This is a genomic window from Sphingomonas faeni, from assembly GCF_040407565.1.
GTDB classification, from domain to species: Bacteria; Pseudomonadota; Alphaproteobacteria; order Sphingomonadales; family Sphingomonadaceae; genus Sphingomonas; species Sphingomonas faeni_F.
The window spans coordinates 80,654-97,393 of the sequence record NZ_JAPZPR010000007.1 but is presented as its reverse complement, the minus strand read 5'-3'; the positions used below and the strand labels follow the sequence as shown (position 1 = coordinate 97,393).

The 16,740-nt window shown below is 65.4% G+C and carries 18 protein-coding genes and 1 pseudogene; 12 read left to right on the top strand and 7 right to left on the bottom strand.

Annotated features, from left to right (window positions below; genetic code table 11):
- Window positions 1–14: 14 nt before the first annotated feature.
- A complete protein-coding gene (locus O6Y00_RS15295; RefSeq protein WP_353443446.1) occupies window positions 15–683 on the bottom strand; it encodes an HAD family hydrolase in 669 nt (222 codons plus the stop codon).
- Window positions 684–848: 165 nt separating this feature from the next.
- Here O6Y00_RS15295 and O6Y00_RS15290 point away from each other — a divergent pair, with 165 nt between their 5' ends.
- Window positions 849–1,193, top strand: a complete 345-nt coding sequence (locus O6Y00_RS15290) for a hypothetical protein (RefSeq protein ID WP_353443445.1) — start codon at window positions 849–851, stop codon at window positions 1,191–1,193.
- Between the two features lie 79 nt (window positions 1,194–1,272).
- Here the strand turns inward: O6Y00_RS15290 and O6Y00_RS15285 are convergent.
- A pseudogene (locus O6Y00_RS15285) lies at window positions 1,273–1,350 on the bottom strand.
- A 315-nt stretch (window positions 1,351–1,665) separates the two neighbouring features.
- Here O6Y00_RS15285 and O6Y00_RS15280 point away from each other — a divergent pair.
- The 3 genes from O6Y00_RS15280 to O6Y00_RS15270 all read left to right on the top strand — a co-directional run bounded on the left by O6Y00_RS15280 (window position 1,666) and on the right by O6Y00_RS15270 (window position 2,771).
- Window positions 1,666–1,839 carry a hypothetical protein gene (locus O6Y00_RS15280; RefSeq protein ID WP_353443444.1) on the top strand — a complete coding sequence of 58 codons (174 nt, stop codon included), beginning with the start codon at window positions 1,666–1,668 and terminating at the stop codon, window positions 1,837–1,839.
- Window positions 1,840–1,899: 60 nt separating this feature from the next.
- Window positions 1,900–2,403, top strand: coding sequence for a hypothetical protein (locus O6Y00_RS15275; RefSeq protein ID WP_353443443.1), 504 nt, complete (start codon window positions 1,900–1,902; stop codon window positions 2,401–2,403).
- Window positions 2,404–2,558: 155 nt separating this feature from the next.
- Entirely contained in the window at window positions 2,559–2,771 is a 213-nt protein-coding gene (locus O6Y00_RS15270) for a hypothetical protein (RefSeq protein ID WP_353443441.1), read from the top strand.
- 442 nt (window positions 2,772–3,213) lie between these two features.
- On the opposite strand, the gene O6Y00_RS15265 is transcribed toward O6Y00_RS15270, so the two are convergent.
- On the bottom strand, window positions 3,214–3,342 hold the full coding sequence (locus tag O6Y00_RS15265; protein ID WP_353443439.1) for a hypothetical protein: 129 nt from the start codon (window positions 3,340–3,342) through the stop codon (window positions 3,214–3,216).
- A 289-nt stretch (window positions 3,343–3,631) separates the two neighbouring features.
- Window positions 3,632–4,237 carry a hypothetical protein gene (locus O6Y00_RS15260; protein WP_353443437.1) on the bottom strand — a complete coding sequence of 202 codons (606 nt, stop codon included), beginning with the start codon at window positions 4,235–4,237 and terminating at the stop codon, window positions 3,632–3,634.
- 103 nt (window positions 4,238–4,340) lie between these two features.
- On the opposite strand from O6Y00_RS15260, the gene O6Y00_RS15255 reads away from it, so the two are divergent.
- The 3 genes from O6Y00_RS15255 to O6Y00_RS15245 all read left to right on the top strand — a co-directional run bounded on the left by O6Y00_RS15255 (window position 4,341) and on the right by O6Y00_RS15245 (window position 9,408).
- A complete protein-coding gene (locus O6Y00_RS15255; protein ID WP_353443661.1) occupies window positions 4,341–6,794 on the top strand; it encodes a ligase-associated DNA damage response DEXH box helicase in 2,454 nt (817 codons plus the stop codon).
- A gap of 182 nt (window positions 6,795–6,976) precedes the next feature.
- Complete coding sequence (locus O6Y00_RS15250) at window positions 6,977–7,930, top strand: aspartyl protease family protein (protein WP_353443435.1); 954 nt, start codon at window positions 6,977–6,979, stop codon at window positions 7,928–7,930.
- A gap of 80 nt (window positions 7,931–8,010) precedes the next feature.
- Window positions 8,011–9,408 carry a M20/M25/M40 family metallo-hydrolase gene (locus tag O6Y00_RS15245; protein WP_353443660.1) on the top strand — a complete coding sequence of 466 codons (1,398 nt, stop codon included), beginning with the start codon at window positions 8,011–8,013 and terminating at the stop codon, window positions 9,406–9,408.
- Window positions 9,409–9,838: 430 nt separating this feature from the next.
- Here O6Y00_RS15245 and O6Y00_RS15240 read toward each other — a convergent pair whose 3' ends face one another.
- Both O6Y00_RS15240 and O6Y00_RS15235 read right to left on the bottom strand, forming a co-directional pair.
- Window positions 9,839–11,464 carry a M28 family metallopeptidase gene (locus O6Y00_RS15240; RefSeq protein WP_353443434.1) on the bottom strand — a complete coding sequence of 542 codons (1,626 nt, stop codon included), beginning with the start codon at window positions 11,462–11,464 and terminating at the stop codon, window positions 9,839–9,841.
- Window positions 11,461–11,904: an MAPEG family protein gene (locus tag O6Y00_RS15235; RefSeq protein ID WP_353443433.1), complete on the bottom strand. Its 444-nt coding sequence runs from the start codon at window positions 11,902–11,904 to the stop codon at window positions 11,461–11,463. The genes O6Y00_RS15240 and O6Y00_RS15235 overlap by 4 nt, the downstream gene beginning before the upstream one ends.
- A gap of 215 nt (window positions 11,905–12,119) precedes the next feature.
- Here O6Y00_RS15235 and rpmF point away from each other — a divergent pair, with 215 nt between their 5' ends.
- The 5 genes from rpmF to O6Y00_RS15210 all read left to right on the top strand — a co-directional run bounded on the left by rpmF (window position 12,120) and on the right by O6Y00_RS15210 (window position 15,124).
- Entirely contained in the window at window positions 12,120–12,299 is a 180-nt protein-coding gene (rpmF, locus tag O6Y00_RS15230) for a 50S ribosomal protein L32 (protein WP_056054400.1), read from the top strand.
- Window positions 12,300–12,340: 41 nt separating this feature from the next.
- Window positions 12,341–13,369 (top strand): phosphate acyltransferase PlsX, encoded by a 1,029-nt coding sequence (plsX, locus tag O6Y00_RS15225; protein WP_056054397.1) that lies wholly within the window; start codon window positions 12,341–12,343, stop codon window positions 13,367–13,369.
- Window positions 13,366–14,334 (top strand): beta-ketoacyl-ACP synthase III, encoded by a 969-nt coding sequence (locus tag O6Y00_RS15220; protein ID WP_353443432.1) that lies wholly within the window; start codon window positions 13,366–13,368, stop codon window positions 14,332–14,334. The genes plsX and O6Y00_RS15220 overlap by 4 nt, the downstream gene beginning before the upstream one ends.
- 98 nt (window positions 14,335–14,432) lie before the next feature.
- A complete protein-coding gene (locus O6Y00_RS15215) occupies window positions 14,433–14,729 on the top strand; it encodes an integration host factor subunit alpha (protein ID WP_353443431.1) in 297 nt (98 codons plus the stop codon).
- 8 nt (window positions 14,730–14,737) lie between these two features.
- Window positions 14,738–15,124 carry a MerR family transcriptional regulator gene (locus O6Y00_RS15210; RefSeq protein ID WP_353443430.1) on the top strand — a complete coding sequence of 129 codons (387 nt, stop codon included), beginning with the start codon at window positions 14,738–14,740 and terminating at the stop codon, window positions 15,122–15,124.
- A 9-nt stretch (window positions 15,125–15,133) separates the two neighbouring features.
- Here the strand turns inward: O6Y00_RS15210 and O6Y00_RS15205 are convergent, their stop codons facing one another.
- On the bottom strand, window positions 15,134–16,702 hold the full coding sequence (locus O6Y00_RS15205; RefSeq protein WP_353443429.1) for a peptide chain release factor 3: 1,569 nt from the start codon (window positions 16,700–16,702) through the stop codon (window positions 15,134–15,136).
- Between the last annotated feature and the right edge of the window lie 38 nt (window positions 16,703–16,740).

Genomic DNA, 16,740 nt, shown 5'->3' with positions numbered 1-16,740 from the left:
CTTCTCGAAACGCGTCATATGCGTATGAGAAGAGGCGTGCGTCGATCGCGAACACCAATTCCTGGGTGTCGGCCGCCGCTCCAATGCTGCTGATCCATCAGCTCTCGCAGCGTTTGTTGGCCAGTCCACAAAGCCGCCGTCCACCCGCAATCTTGCGCTCCAGCGACGTTGAGGACCTTGTCGTCGACAAAGAAGATCGCCTCTGATTTGAGATCGACGGCGGCTTCCACGGATCGGTAAAAGGCTGGGTCTGGTTTGGAACAACCCAGCGCAGCGGCGTAATGCAGGCCATCGAATTTGCTGCGGAGGTCGAGCCGGTCCCAAAGATACGCCGCCCGCTCATGTTCCTGCACCGTCGCGAGATGGACTTCGATGCCTTCGCAACGCAGCGCCTGTAGTTCAGCAAGCAAGCGGTGATCGATGTGCGCATCGTTGCGAAACCAGTAATCGATGAAGGCGTCGCAAGAAACCGAAGGCGATACTTCCGCGAGCGCCGGCGCGAGACGGTCTCGCAGTGCGGCGCGCCCATGCACCACGTCATCCCAGTGCTGCTCGAAGAAAACTCTTTGCAGGGCCGGGACTGCAATACCCAGGTCGCGCTCCAGATTGGCGCTCCACCCTCGCGCATTCGGGTGCGCGATGAGAACACCATCCACATCGACCATGATTGCCTTGCGCTGCATGCCATGATCACACCACGCCGAGCGATCATCAGCAAGGTCCGCTCAGGGAAGGAAAGCGGACGGGCGGCTCTGGGCTCGGGATCGTCAAAAACACCCCCCTTATTCGGTCGGGATGCGTTAGGTTTGCATCGCTAGGATACCAAGGTTCACGCGGTTTGGTAGCGGATGATGCAAAAGCGGAGCTTGGAAATGAACCCAATAGAGAAGCAGGCCGAGATAATGACGGAACTGGCTCAGCTGATGCTTGATCAGGTCGAGGGCCCTTACGAATTTATAACGTGTGAATACGAATATGTAGAACGTTACAGCACTGTCAGCAGTTCGCTTTCAGTCATACAACATGGGACGCAGAAATATCCAGATACTGCGGCTGGATATGCGATCGACAATGCCGAGCTTTGCACGAAGCTTCGGGGGTTGATGAAATGTCATACGGGAGGGGAATGGACTTCTTTTACGCTTTCGCTAGACGCGGGCGGCAAAGCAAAAACTAAGTTCTACTACTACTGATCGGCGACGCCTAAATCTGCATGCTCATGCGGCGTATCGAGACAAGCAAGCAGCCCAACTGACCGGAACTGAGCGAAGTTTCCAACGGCAGGGGATCGAACCCGCACCCGTCGCCGGGATCGCTGTAGCGATACGTCTACCAATTCCGTCACGCTGGCACGCACAATGTTCGGGCAAATCCCGTCGTTACGCAATGTCCGGTTTCGGGTGGCGGAGCTCGCTGGTGGAATGGCAATGTTTAGGCGGAAGCGGAATGGCCGGAATGGAATATCTCTTCGTAATATAAACACCGCTGTCAGCTTGGCTTGTGGCATGGCTGTCCCCGTGCGTATGAAGCTCCCGCAGGCAATCAAGGACGCGGGATGGCAAAACCAGCGACTAAGGCAACATCGCCTTCAGCTAGCCGAACGGGGCGCCCTATAGGAAACCGGCCAGTTTCATCCGCCGTGTACCAGCGACGGCTGGTGCCGCAGTGGATAGCCTGCCGCAGACCAAGGGTATGGGTGTGTTGCTCGTGGACCACGGACGCAAACAGATTTTGCGGCCCAGTGGTCACGAGAAGCCATTTGTCGTGATCCAGCAGCGCGACGTTCCCAATAAGCAGCCTGCCAAGACGCCCATCAAGGTCTCATTGAAAGACGAGTAGATCAGCCTCGGCCTCAACCTGACCGGGGCAACCGTTGCTTGGATTGGGGTTGCGGGCTCAGTGGCGGCGGCACCCGAGACGGTAGGCGGATCGCTGATTGTCACGGGTCTTATGTGGGGCGGTGCGGTGAGCTCGACAGTTCAAGTGCTAAATTCGGCCGGCCGTATCATCGCGGTCTACGCGGGCAAGGCCCGTACGGTTGACTGGCTGGATAATCAATTCTGGTATAGTATCGCGAACACCAGCTTGGACATTATTGGTCTCGCGGGTGCAGCGACGACGGCAGTACAAACCGTAAAGATGGTACGGAAGATGCGAACGGCTAATGTTACTGTGCGCGAGGGATTGGGCCAGCTAAGCCGCCCCCAGCGCCGGAGATTGACTGAGTCTCTTGAATTGGCAGGCAACAAGCGAGCGACCGCTGCGGCTATCAACCTCACTCTAAAGTTTAAGCTTCTAGATGCACTGGGAGCCGCCTACGGAACAGGCGTCAGTACCTATAACGGCGCCCTTCACCAGTTGGTGGTCTGGATCGTCTACCCAACGGCACATAGCGGCTCGTGAGCAATTTTCCAGTTGACTTGCGCGGGGACCGACCGGCTAATCTCGCTGTACTTGCGGGCTTCGGCACGGGTGTAATGCTCACAGCGGCTGTAATTAGTAGAATCGTAGAGCCAGGCTTTATTGAGCAGAGAAGCAACCCGGTCTACTGGCTATTGATGATGCCAATCGTGATTTGGGTTTTATTTGCGGCCGAGTGGAAGTCATGGGCGCTTTGGCTGCTACCAATCATCTTAGCCGCGGCTCCCCTCGGCTCGGGTCTGATCGCCGCGCTTGCGGGATCGACCACGCTGTGGGTGCTGACGGCAATAAGTGTCGTGCTTAGCTTACTGGGATATCGTTGGCGTCAGATGAGCGGGCTGAAACGCTGATCCTTGAGCGCGAATGGCGTCAAGAAGACGAGGGCGCTCGATCGGGAAACCCGTAGTTTAAGGATATCGTAGGTTACATGCCATTTTTTTTCGCCAGGCATTGTCCCCATCGATGTAATAGATTTATGCATCATGTGAAGCACTTGTGATGTTGCCGTCTTCATTCGGGTTCCTTGAACCCGATCAAACTAGGCGACGAACGACCGCCTTGTAAGCCAGCCCACGCTTCATTTCGACCGGCCTTGTCAAGCGCAGTGCACCTGCTTTTTGTCATGGATGTCGATGCAAAAACTTTGGTATTTTGGATACGGAGTGGGAAAGAACGCCCTTTAACAAATGGCTGCTTTCGGAAGCCCCGATTTGCAACCCAAGCGTCCGCTATTGGGCATTAGCGGAACGGCTGCTTTGGCGAGCAATGTCGTCTTGCGATCGTTGGCAATTGTTACCAGAGGATGTGCTCGGTGATGACGCCCGCCCTTACCAGAAAGCCCAGCGCCGCCCCAACGCAAACAATCGCGCCATACACCGCAATAGCGCGCGTTCGACTGCGATGGTCCGTCTCGTAGCGCATCGTTAACTCCCCTCGTACCTCGATTGGCTGACGGTTAACGATCATACCGATGCCTGCAAGCGAGTGCTAACATCCCCGCGCGGCTTCCCGACAACGCGTCACACCCCCGCGAAAGATGCCCGCCCCTGCCGCATCGACACGGACGCGCGCATCGGCCGCGGATTCGTCGGCGCGCGATACCCGGTCACGCTCCGTCGTTCGATACGCAGGGCTTCTCCTCATCACGCCGCACGCCGCGCGCGACGGGGCGTCGTCGGTCCACCTCCGCCTCGGCCCGACGCGAATCGTCTCAGCGCCGCCCGCCGACGTGGATCGTCGCCAGGATCGCGTCCATCGTCGCGGCGGCGGTGGCCTGGTCGGGCGCGTTGCGGCTCGGCGGGGCGGCGGCCTTCACCGCGTAGGTGATGCGGTCGACCGTGTAGCAGGTGCCGTTGACCACGGTGCGCAGGTTGATCGCGGCGACGCTCTGGCTCATCCCCGCATCGCCATTGGCGTACGCCGTCCAGCGGTGGCCGCCGAGCATCCGGTTCGGCAGGCGGCGGCCATTGCCCGACGTCATGCCCGCGGTGCCGCAGGTCGCGACCACCGCCGCGCTCCGGCTGAAGCCGACCTGGAGCATCTCGGTCACCTGCCCCTGCCCGTCGCGCGGCCGGGCGATCTGCCAGAAGCGGACGACACCGACGCCGCGGCCGACCGGCGTGCCGTCCCACATCTGCCGCCAGCCGCTGTTCATCAGCGCGCGACCGGCGAAGGTGCGGGTCGGCGATACGCTCGACGGATGCGACAGCCGCACCATGCCGCCGGCACCGATGAAGGATTTGGTCGCGGCGGTCGCGGTGGCGAACGGCAGCAGCACGAGCAGCGGTAGCGGAAGCAGATAGCGGAACAACGACACGATCGGTCTTTCTCGAGGGGGCGCAAAAGGAAGCGTGCGCCAAATCGCCGGACCCGGCCGCGCGGTCCATAGCGGTGCGGCGCGTTGCCCCCATATGACGACGATGCGTGAACAGGCCGTGAGCGACCTCCCCCTCCCCCCGCCCCCGCCGCCGCCCCTGCCGGATGCGATCGCCACCTGGTTCGCGGATCGCGGCTGGCGGCCGCGGCGTCACCAGCTGGAGATGCTGGCGGAAGGCCGCGCCGGGCATCATGCCCTGCTGGTTGCGGCGACCGGCGCGGGGAAGACGCTCGCCGGATTCCTGCCGACGCTCGCCGAACTGGTCGAGGACCCCATAGAGGGCTTGCACACGCTCTACGTGTCGCCGCTGAAGGCGCTCGCGGTCGACGTGCAGCGCAACCTGCTGACGCCGATCGAGGAGATGGGGCTCGACATCCGGGTCGAGACGCGGACCGGCGACACCTCGAGCGACAAGAAGGCACGGCAACGGATCAAGCCGCCGCAGATCCTGCTGACGACGCCTGAATCGCTGTCGCTGCTGCTCAGTTATCCCGACAGCATCACGATGTTCGAGGGGATCCGGACGATCGTCGTCGACGAGGTCCACGCGTTCGCCACCGGCAAGCGCGGCGACCTGCTGTCGCTCTGCATGGCGCGGTTGCAGCGGATCTCGCCCGGCCTGCGCCGCGTCGCGCTGTCGGCGACCGTGGCGGACGCCGATGGCTACCGCGCCTGGCTCGCGCCCGACGGCGATATCGATCAGGTCGCCAGCATCCAGGGCGAACCCGGTGCCGATCCGAACATCGCGATCCTGTTGCCCCAGGGCCGCGTGCCGTGGTCGGGCCATTCGGGGCGCTATGCCGCCGAACAGGTGATGGCGGAGATCACCGCGCATCGCACCTCGATCGTGTTCTGCAACACGCGCAGTCTCGCCGAGCTGATCTTCCAGGATCTGTGGAAGGTGAATACCGACAACCTGCCGATCGGTGTCCACCACGGCAGCCTCGCCAGGGAAGCGCGACAGAAGGTCGAGGGCGCGATGGCCGAGGGGCGACTGCGCGCGCTGGTCGCCACCGCCAGCCTCGATCTCGGGGTCGACTGGGGCGATGTCGACTGCGTGATCCAGATGGGCGCGCCGAAGGGCTCGTCGCGGCTGCTGCAGCGGATCGGCCGCGCCAACCACCGGCTCGACGAGGCGTCGGAGGCGATCGTCGTTCCCGGCAACCGGTTCGAATATCTCGAGGCGCGTGCCGCGCTCGACGCGGTCGAGGCGGGCGAACTCGATGCCGACGTCTTCCGCGAGGGCGCGCTCGACGTGCTCGCGCAGCACGTCATGGCGTGTGCGTGCGCGGCGCCGTTCCACGAGGCGGAACTGCTCGACGAAGTGCGCTCCGCGCTGCCCTATTCGGCGCTGCCGACCGAGACGTTCGCGCGCGTGCTCGGCTTCATCAGCGACGGTGGCTATTCGCTGAAAGCCTATGACAAGTTCAAGCGGCTGACCAAGGATACGGACGGCCGCTGGCGCGTCAGCCACCCGAAATTCATCGGTCAGCACCGGCTGAACGCGGGGATCATCGTCGAGGCGACGATGCTGACGGTGCGGTTCGCCAACGGCCGCCAGCTCGGCAAGGTCGAGGAAGGGTTCGCCGCCAGCCTGTCGCACGGCGACACCTTCTTCTTCGCCGGGCTCAGCCTCGAGGTGATGAAGATCGACACCGAGGATCTGGTCGTCCGCGCGACCGCGAAACCGGCGCGGATCCCGACCTATGGCGGCAGCCGCATGCCGTTGTCGACCAACCTCGCGGCCCGCGTGCGCGGGTTTCTCGCGCATCCCGGCGAGTGGGCGCGCTTTCCCGACGATGTCCGCGAATGGCTCGAATTCCAGCGGTTCCGCTCGGTGCTGCCCGAGCCCGGCCAGCTGCTGGTCGAGACGTTCCCACGCGAGGGCCGCCACTATATGGTCGCCTACAGCTTCGAGGGCTGGAACGCGCACCAGTCGCTCGGCATGCTGATCACCCGGCGGATGGAGACGCAGGGGCTGAAACCGCTCGGCTTCGTCGCCAACGATTATGCGATCGCGGTGTACGGGCTGGAGAAGATCGTCGATCCCGCCTCGCTGTTCTCCGCGGACATCCTCGAACACGAGTTCGTCGACTGGGTGCAGCAATCGCATCTGCTGAAACGTGCGTTCCGCGAGGTCGCGGTGATCGGCGGGCTGGTCGAGCGCCAGCATCCGGGCAAGCGCAAGACCGGCAAGCAGGTCACCTTCTCGACCGACCTGATCTATGACGTGCTCCGCAAATACGAGCCGACCCACCTGCTGCTTGAGGCGGCCTGGGCGGACGCGCGCGCGCGGATGACCGATGTCGGGCGGCTGGCCTCGCTGCTGGAGCGCGCGGCGGACACGATGCTGCACGTCGATCTCGACCGCGTGACGCCGCTCGCGGTCCCGGTACTGACGCTGATCGGTCGCGAGAAGGTGGCGACGCACTCGTCCGACGACGCACTGCTGATCGAGGCCGAAGCACTGGCGGCCGAAGCGATGCGGCCGGATTGACGCTCTCTAGATCCTCCCCCGCCAGGGGGAGGTGGCTGGCACTTGCCAGACGGAGGGGGAGGCAGGCGAAACAGAAGTTCCGTGTCCTCCCTCCGTCACCTGCGATGACACCTCCCCCTGGCGCGGGAGGATCGACGGAACGACAGTTGCGCACGCACGAAATCAAGCGCAGCATTTGCAGCATGCACACGTGGCTCGTCCCGTTCCTCCTCGTCGCCGCCGCCCCGGCAAATCCGCAGAATACTGCGCCCGCGCCGCCGAATGCTGCACCCGTGGACAGTGCAGCATCGCCTGCCCAGGGCGACTCCACCGCGATGCTGTTCGGCGACGACGGGTCGCGCATGACGGTGCCCGTGACGATCGCCCGCGCCGGCCCCTACCCCTTCATCGTCGACACCGGCGCGCAGCGGACCGTCATCTCGCGCGAACTCGCGAGCACGCTGCGTCTGGCGCCCGGGCGCGTCGTCCGGGTCACCGGCATGACCGGGTCGGACAGCATCGCCACGGTGCTGATCCCGTCGCTGAAGGTCAGCGTCATCGGCAGCCTGCCGATCGAGGCACCGGCGATCGCCGCCCTCTATCTCGGCGCGCCCGGCCTGCTCGGGATCGATACGTTGCAGGGCCATGCGGTCGGCCTCGATTTCGATACCCGGACGATGACCGTCACCCCGTCGCGCAAGCGCCGCCTGCGCGACAGCGCCGACCGCGACGAGATCGTCGTCCGCGCGCGCAGCCTGTTCGGCCAGCTGGTCGTCACCGACGCCTATTGCAACGGCATCCGCGTCCGCGTGATCCTCGATACCGGATCGTCGGTCAGCATGGGCAACGCCGCCCTGCGCCGCAAGGTGATGCGCAAGTCGACTCGGACGCAGCGCATCTCGCTGACCGGCGTGACCGGCCAGACCGTCGGCGCCGACTATACCACGATCGACCGGGTGACGATCGGCAGCCTGACGATCGGCGATCTGCCGGTCGCCTTCACGCTCGAGGACGCGCCGCCGTTCCGCCAGTTCGGGCTGGAGAACAAGCCGGCGATGCTGCTCGGGATGGACGCGCTGCAACTGTTCCGCCACGTCGATATCGACTTCGCCAACCGCGAAGTGCGCCTCGCCCTCCCCCGCAAGCTCCGCCACTGAAGCGCAGGTCTTCGATCGCGCGGTTGCGTAACCGCGTGATCGCTGCAACTCTCTGGGCATAAACGATCAAGGGGATGAACATGCGCGCGACCGGCTGGCTGCTCACGGCGGCGATACTGACGACACCGGTTGCGGCACAGGCGCAGTCCCGGCCCGACCAGAAGGCGTTCTTCGGACTCTACAAGGAACTGGTCGAGACCAACACGACGCTGTCCGCCGGCAGCTGCACGCAGGCGGCAGCGCAGATCGGTGCGCGGCTCAAGACGGCGGGCTATGCCGATGCCGACATCACCTATTTCTCGGTGCCCGAGCATCCCAAGGATGGCGGGCTGGTCGCGGTGCTGAAGGGCTCCGACGCGTCGATCAAGCCGATGCTGCTGCTCGCGCATCTCGACGTGGTCGAGGCCAAGCGCGAGGATTGGGTGCGCGATCCGTTCACGCTGATCGAGGAGGGCGGCTATTATTACGCGCGCGGCACCGTCGACGACAAGGCGCAGGCGGCGATCTGGTCCGACGCGATGATCCGCTTCAAGACGTCCGGCTACAAGCCCAAGCGGACGATCAAGCTCGCGCTCACCTGCGGCGAGGAGACCACGTTCGCATGGAACGGCGCGCAGTATCTCGCAAAGTCGAAGCCAGACCTGATCGCCGCCGAATTCGCGCTGAACGAGGGCGGCGGCGGCCGCACCGACGATAACGGCAAGCGCCAGCTGCTCGCGATCCAGGTCGGCGAGAAGGCCGCGCAGAACTACACGTTCCTCGCCACCAACCCGGGCGGGCACAGCTCGCAGCCGACCCCCGAGAACGCGATCTACGCGCTCGCCGATGCGGTGAAGGCGGTGCAGGGGTACGAGTTCCCGGTGAAGTTCACCGACACCACCAAGGCGTTCTTCGCGGCCAGCGCCAAGGCGATGCCGGGCGAGATGGGGGATGCGATCACCAAGCTGCTCGCGAACCCCGAGGACAAGGCCGCGGATGCGATCGTCAGCCGCGACAAGGCGATGCACTCGACGCTCAGGACGACCTGCGTGGCGACGCTGCTGAGCGCGGGGCATGCCGAGAACGCGCTGCCGCAGCGCGCGACCGCGAACATCAACTGCCGGATCTTCCCCGGCGAGACGGTCGACGGCACGCTCGCCAAGCTGAAGGAACTTGCCGGCGCCAAGGTGACGGTCAGCGCCAACCAGCCGGTCCGCCCGACCGCGATCCCGCCGACGCTCGACCCCAGGATCATGGGTCCGGTGACCAAGGTCGCGGCGAAGCATTTCCCCGGCATCCCGATCCTGCCGCTGATGTCGACCGGCGCGACCGACGGCATCTTCTTCGAGGCGATAGGCATCCCGGTCTACGGCGCGCCGGGCGTGTTCATCGACAAGGACATGGGCGGCATCCACGGCCTCAACGAACGCATCCGCATCACCTCGCTCTACGACGGCCGCGATTACCTGTTCGACCTCGTCAAGGCGTTCGCAGGGTAAACACAGGTCATCGTTGTCGGTGAAATTCTCCCCCGCCAGGGGGAGGTGGCTGGCGTTTGCCAGACGGAGGGGGAGGAAAGCGAAACGGCGGTTGCGTGTCCGCCCCCTCCGTCACCTTCGGCGCCACCTCCCCCTGGCGGGGGAGGAATCTATCCCGCCCGAACTTCGTCATTCCCGCGCAGGCGGGGATCCATATCCTCAAAGATCCTGGGATCTTGGCGCGACGTCATCCCGATAGGAGTTCCCGCCGCCTCGGGAATGACGACCTCGCTCCAACACCTATCCTACGCCAGCACCCACCCCGGCGGAGGCCGGGACCCAATCGGGAACGCTGCAGTAACGGGACGCCCCGTCAGCCAGCGCCGTCCCCCGGTTGGGCCCCGGCCTCCACCGGAATGGTGCAAGGCGATGTGGTGCTCGGCGGACAGGCCTAGTTCCGCTCCCCCGCCGTCTCCGCCCTCACCGACTTGAACTCGGACCCGGCACGCCACTCCGGCCACGTGCGACTGTTCGCCAGCGTCGTGCCGATCGTCCTGAACAGGTCCACGTCCTGCGCCGCGCCGCGCAGGTCCCAGTCCGGCCCCCACGCATCGCACGTCTGGTGATAGCATTTCATATAGCCGTCGAGCCAAGCCTGCCCCGCGGTCCGGCCACCTTTGACCAGGTCGGGCGCCCCGCTGATCGCCATCAGCAGCAGCGTCGGCACGCCGCGCCGCGCGACCGAGAAATGGTCGGCGCGGTAGAACAACCCGCGTTCGGGGAGCGCTTCCGGCGTCACGACGCGGCCTTGCGCCTTGGCGGCATCGCCGAGCATGTCCTCGAGGCTGTTCTGTCCGGCGCCGACCAGCATGACGTCCTTCGCCGGCCCCGCCGTCTGGAGGATGTCGAGCGTCAGGTTGGCAACCGTCTTGGCGGCCGGATAGACCGGGTTCACCGCATAGGTCTCCGAACCGAGCAACCCGCGCTCCTCGCCGCTCCACAGCGCGAAGACGAGGCTGCGGTCGGTCCGTGGCGCCTTGGCGAAATTGCGCGCGAGTTCGAGGACGCCCGCCACGCCTAGGCCGTCGTCGTTGGCGCCGGGCCGGATCGTGCGCCCCTGCGCATCGGGCGCGCCGATGCCGTAGGCGTCCCAATGCGCGCCGAACATCACGATTTCGTCCGCGTGCTTCGTGCCCGGCAGCTTGGCGAGCACGTTCTGGCTTACGGCGGTGTCATGCTTGACCGGCAGGTCGGTGGTGAACGCCTGCTTCAGCGCGACCGGGCGGAAGTCGCTCCGCCGCGCCGCTTTCCGTAACGCCGCCAGGTCGAGGCCCGAGGCCGCAAACAACCGGGTCGCCGCGCCGCCTTCCAGCCAGCCTTGCAACATCACCCGTGATTCCGGATCTTTCCGGACGATGTCGTAATTCTCGCCGGCGGGGGCGGTGACGGTGTTCCAGCCATACCCGGCGCCCGCCGTGTCGTGGACGATCAGCGCGCCGACCGCACCACGTCGCGCGGCTTCTTCGTATTTGTACGTCCAGCGGCCGTAATAGGTCATCCGACGATCGCCGAACTTGCCCTTCGCATCGTCACCTGCAGCCGCCTCGAAATCGGGATCGTTGACGAGGAACACGGCCACCTTGCCCTTGAGATCGAGACCCTTGAAGTCATCCCAGCCGCGTTCCGGCGCGGTCACGCCGTAGCCGACGAACACCATCGGCGCGTTGGCGATGGCGACACGGTCGACGCCGCGGACCGTGCTCAGATAGACATCACGCCCCTGCACCAGCGCGGTATCGCCGGCGCGGACGGTGCCCGAGCCCATCCGGGTGTGGACGAGCGGCACCGGCTGCGTCCAGCTGCCGTTCGGGCCGCCGGGTTGCGCCTTCATCGCCTTGAACTGCGCGATCAGCCACGCGATCGTCTTGGTCTCACCCGGCGTTCCAGGCGAACGGCCCTCGAACGAGTCGGAGGCGAGCGTCTTCACGTCGGCGGACAGTCGCTCGGGCGAGACCTGCGCGGCGGCGGGCGATGCGGCCAACAGGGTGGCGGCACCCAATAGACGAAGCGCGCTCATGCCCGGCCACCCGACGGCACGACCTGGAAGGTCTTGGTGGCGGGTACCGCGTTCGCCTGATACGCGATCGTCAGCGCCCACCCGGCCAGCACCGCCATCAGCGCCCACGTCGCCAGTGCACCCCCCGCCCGCGGTGCGCTCGACGTCGTCCGGTCCATCCCGAACGCGTGCGCGACTCGCGCGATCACGAAGACTGCACCGGCGATCCACAGCCACAGCGTCGATCCACCCGCGAGCTCGATCAGTCCCATCAGGATCAGGATGAACGGCGCGTATTCGGTGAAGTTGGCGTGCGCGCGCATCCGCGCCTGCAGGCGCTGGTTGCCGTCGTCGCCGATCAGCACGCTTTCCTTCAGTCGCATCGGCACGATTCGGTAGGCGAGCCACAGGTTGACGACGGCGGCAGCCGCGGCGATCGTCAGCGTTACGGGTAATATCACGGCGTTGCCCCTCGAATATCAGGTCTTTTGTCCGATGCATGCCCTGCCACTCCGGGCGGAAGCTTGCAACGCGGGGTGAATTCGCTATAGCGCCACGCTTCGCGAGCGTCAGGCCGCATGGGTTGCTTCAGGCGGCCGGCATTCTTGTCGGTTGCCTGTGTCCCGTGTCCGGACGTACTCGGAGCCCCGACCTTTAGATTGAACAAGGTGCCGAAATGGCCGTCCCCAAAAGAAAAACCTCGCCCTCCAAGCGCGGCATGCGCCGTGGTCACGACTCGCTCACGATCGCGTCGTTCCAGGAATGCCCGAACTGTGGCGAGCTGAAGCGTCCGCACAACCTGTGCGGTTCGTGCGGTCATTATAACGGTCGTGAAATCCTCTCGATCGAGGGCTGAGGCTTCCGTCCGGAACCTCTAACTTGAACGAAGGATAAGCGATGCCCGACAGCGGCTGGATCGCGGTCGATGCGATGGGTGGCGATGACGGGCTGGCAGTGATGCTCGCCGGTGTCGCCCGCGCGCGTCATCAATTCGAGGGCATGCGCTTCCTGCTGGTCGGCGACGAAGCTGCGATTCGCGAGGGGCTGAAGGCTCATCCGAACCTGTCGCAGCATTCGGAGATCGTCCACGCGCCGGAAGTCGTCGGGTCGAGCGACAAGCCGACCCAGGCGATTCGTCGCGCCAAGAAGACCTCGATGGGCATCGCGATCGACCTGGTGAAACAGGGTCGCGCCGCCGCCGCGGTGTCGTCGGGCAATACCGGCGCGCTGATGGCGATGGCGAAGCTGTCGTTGCGGATGCTGCCCGGGATCGACCGGCCGGCGCTCGCCGCGCGTCTGCCGACGCTCGGCGATACCGACATGGTGATGCTCGACCTCGGCGCGAACACCGAGTGCGACGCGCGCAACCTCGTCCAGTTCGCGATCATGGGCGCCGCCTATGCACGCACCGCGCTCGACATCCCGCATCCACGCGTCGCGCTGCTGAATATCGGCAGCGAGGACATGAAGGGCACGGACGAGATCCGCGACGCAGCGGCCCAACTGCGCGCGACGCCGGCCGTGGACATGCAGTTCAACGGCTTCATCGAAGGCGACCGCCTGTCGCGCGGCGAGGTCGACGTGGTCGTATGCGACGGGTTCTCCGGCAACATCGCGCTGAAGACCGCCGAGGGCACCGCGCGATTCGTCGCCGACCTGCTCAAGCGCGCGTTCCGCAGTTCGGTGCGGTCGAAGCTCGGCTTCCTGATCTCTCGCCCGGCGACCGAATTGCTGCGCGATCATCTCGATCCGAACAATCATAACGGCGCGGTGTTTCTCGGCCTCAACGGCATCGTGGTGAAGAGCCACGGCGGCGCCACCGAGCGCGGCGTCGCGACCGCGATCGGCAATGCCGCGAAGATGGTCCGCAACGACCTGGTTCGGCGCATCGCCGATGATCTTGGCAGCGTGGAGAAGGCGGCATGATCCGTTCGGTCGTCATCGGCACCGGCTCCGCCCTGCCTGCGCGTCGCGTCTCCAACGCAGAACTCGCAGAACAGGTCGACACCAGCGACGAGTGGATCGTCGAACGCACCGGCATTCGCTTCCGCCACATTGCCGGCGAAGGCGAGACGACCGCGACGCTCGCCGCCGACGCGTGCCGCGCGGCTTTGACCGCGGCTGGGATCGAAGCCGACAGCATCGACCTGATCGTGCTCGCCACCGCAACACCCGACCAGACCTTCCCCGCCAGCGCCACCAAGGTGCAGGCGATGCTTGGCATCAACGATTGCGTCGCGTTCGACGTCGCGGCGGTCTGCTCGGGCTTCCTGTACGCGGTGCAGGTGGTCGACAGCATGATCCGCAGCGGCGTCGCCAAGCGCGCGCTGGTGATCGGCGCGGAGACGTTCAGCCGCATCCTCGACTGGGAAGACCGGACGACCTGCGTGCTGTTCGGCGACGGCGCCGGCGCGATCGTGCTGGAGGCACAGGACACCGCGGACGAAGGCGGTCGCGGCATCCTGACGACCAAGCTGCACGCCGATGGCCGCCACAACGAACTTCTCTATGTCGATGGCGGCGTCTCGACGACCGGCACCGTCGGCAAGCTCCGCATGAAGGGCCGCGAGGTGTTTCGGCATGCGGTGACCAACCTGGCGTCGGTGATGACCGAATCGCTGGCGATGGCCGGGCTGTCGTCGGACCAGGTCGACTGGGTCGTGCCGCACCAGGCGAACGCTCGCATTCTCGATGCGACTGCGCGGAAACTGGGCCTCGCGCCGGGGAAAGTCGTCGTCACCGTCGACCAGCATGCCAACACCTCGGCCGCCTCGGTGCCGCTCGCCCTGGACGTCGCGGTGCGTGACGGGCGCATCCAGCAGGGTCAGATCGTCGTGCTCGAGGCGATGGGTGGCGGCTTCACCTGGGGAGCGGCGGTTATCCGCTTCTAAAGCCTGCCTAATCGATCGGTTGGCGCCCAGAACAAAAGTTCTTCCGGTCGCCTGTCCGCTTGTGTAGGTAGTTCGCCGAGTGTGGGAGCTTGAAGATCATGACGACGGGTACTTTGACGCGGGCCGACCTGGCTGAATCGCTCCACAAGGAGGTCGGGCTGTCGCGCTCGGACTCCTCCAAGATCGTCGAGCAGATCCTCGCCGAGATGTGCGGGGCGCTGTCCGAGGGCGAGAACGTGAAGATTTCGGGGTTCGGTACGTTCGTGCTCCGCGACAAGGGCGAGCGCGTCGGCCGCAACCCCAAGACCGGCATCGAGGTGCCGATCGCACCGCGCCGCGTCCTGACGTTCCGCGCGAGCCAGATGATGCGGGAACGCATCGTCGAGGCGGACTGACGCTCGCCATGCCCGATACCGACGACGCACTGCCGGATGCCGGGGGGCAAAAGGCCAGTGCGGCGTTTCGGACGATCGGCGAACTGTCGCGCGACACCGGCCTGCCCCAGCACATCCTGCGCTATTGGGAAACGCGCTTTCCCCAGCTGAAGCCGCTGCAGCGCGCCGGCAACCGCCGCTATTACCGCGCCGAAGACATCGCGCTGGTCCGCCGGATTGACCAGTATCTCAACCGCGAGGGCTATACCGTCCGCGGCGTCCAGCAACTGCTGGCGGCGGAGAAGGGCGCGCCCGCGATCCCCGGCCCCGCCGAGATCGTCGCGCAGGCCGAGTCGCCGATGACCGCCCTGCGCGCGATCCGCGCCATGCTCGCCGAAGCGCTCGCCGCGGACTGATCCCCGCCCCTAGCGCTCGCGCGTCGCGGCGAAGCGGATCTTGGCGTAGCGCTCGGCGATGTAGTTCACTTCCCACGCGCTCTTGGCGAGGAAGACGGGGTTGCCGTCGCGGTCCTTGGCCATCGCGCCGCGATTGATCTCGGCGAAGGTCTTCAGTTCGAGCGGGTCTTCCGCCGTGATCCAGCGGGCGGTCTCGTAGGGGGCAGGCTCGAGCCCCGCCGCGACCTTGTACTCGGCGTCGAGGCGCGAGAGCAGCACTTCGAGCTGGAGCTGCCCGACGACGCCGATGATCCAGTTCGAGCCGATGTCGGGGTAGAACACCTGCGTGACCCCCTCCTCGGCCATGTCGTCCAAGGCTTTGCGCAACTGCTTGGTCTTGGTGAAGTCCTTCAGCACGACGCGGCGCAGGATTTCGGGCGCGAAGTTCGGCAGGCCGGTGAAGCGGATCGCCGCCTTTTCGCTGAGCGTGTCGCCGACCCGGAGCGTGCCGTGGTTGGGGATGCCGATGATGTCGCCGGGGAATGCCTCGTCCGCTAGCTCGCGGTTCTGCGCGAAGAACAGGATCGGGGAGTGGACGGCGATCGGCTTGCCGTGCCCGGTGGGCGTAAGCTTCATGCCGCGCTTGAACACGCCCGAGCACAGCCGCATGAACGCGATCCGGTCGCGGTGGTTGGGGTCCATGTTCGCCTGCACCTTGAACACGAAGCCGGTGACTTCGGGCTCATCCGGGGACACAGGCGCGGGCTCGGCCGGTTGCGCGCGCGGTGGCGGGGCGTAATCGGCGAGCGCGGCGATCAGTTCGGCGACGCCAAAGTCCTTGAGGGCCGACCCGAAATAGACGGGGGTCAGATTGCCCGCGCGATACGCCTCGGGGTCGAAGCTCGAATAGCCGCCCTGTGCGAGTTCGGCTTCGTCGTTCAGGCGGATCATCGCTTCGGGGCTGAGGATCTTCGCGAGTTCGGGATCGTCGATGCCGGTGAACGGGATCGCCTTGCCTATGAATTCGCGGCTGTCGCCCTCGGGGCGGCTCAGCGTGTTGGCGTAGAGATCGTAGACGCCCTCGAACTCGCCGCCCATGCCGACCGGCCAGCTCATCGGACACACGTCGAGCTGGAGCATCTCGGCCACCTCGTCGAGCAGCGAGAACGGATCGCGGCCCTCGCGGTCGACCTTGTTGACGAAGGTGATGATCGGCACGTTGCGCAGGCGGCAGACCTCGAACAGTTTTCGCGTCTGCGGCTCGATGCCCTTGGCGGCGTCGATCACCATGACCGCCGAGTCGACCGCGGTCAGCGTGCGATACGTGTCTTCGGAGAAGTCTTCGTGGCCCGGCGTGTCGAGCAGGTTGAAGGTGATGCCCTGGCGCTCGAAGGTCATCACCGACGAGGTGACCGAGATGCCGCGCTGCTGCTCGATCTTCATCCAGTCGGAGCGGGCGCGGCGGGTCTGGCCGCGCGCCTTCACCTCGCCGGCGAGATGGATTGCGCCGCCGAAATAGAGAAGCTTCTCGGTCAGCGTGGTCTTGCCGGCGTCGGGATGCGAGATGATCGCGAAGGTGCGGCGGGGGAATTGGGTCATGATAAGGTCCGGTGCGCCGAGTCTGGGCTCGGTAGATA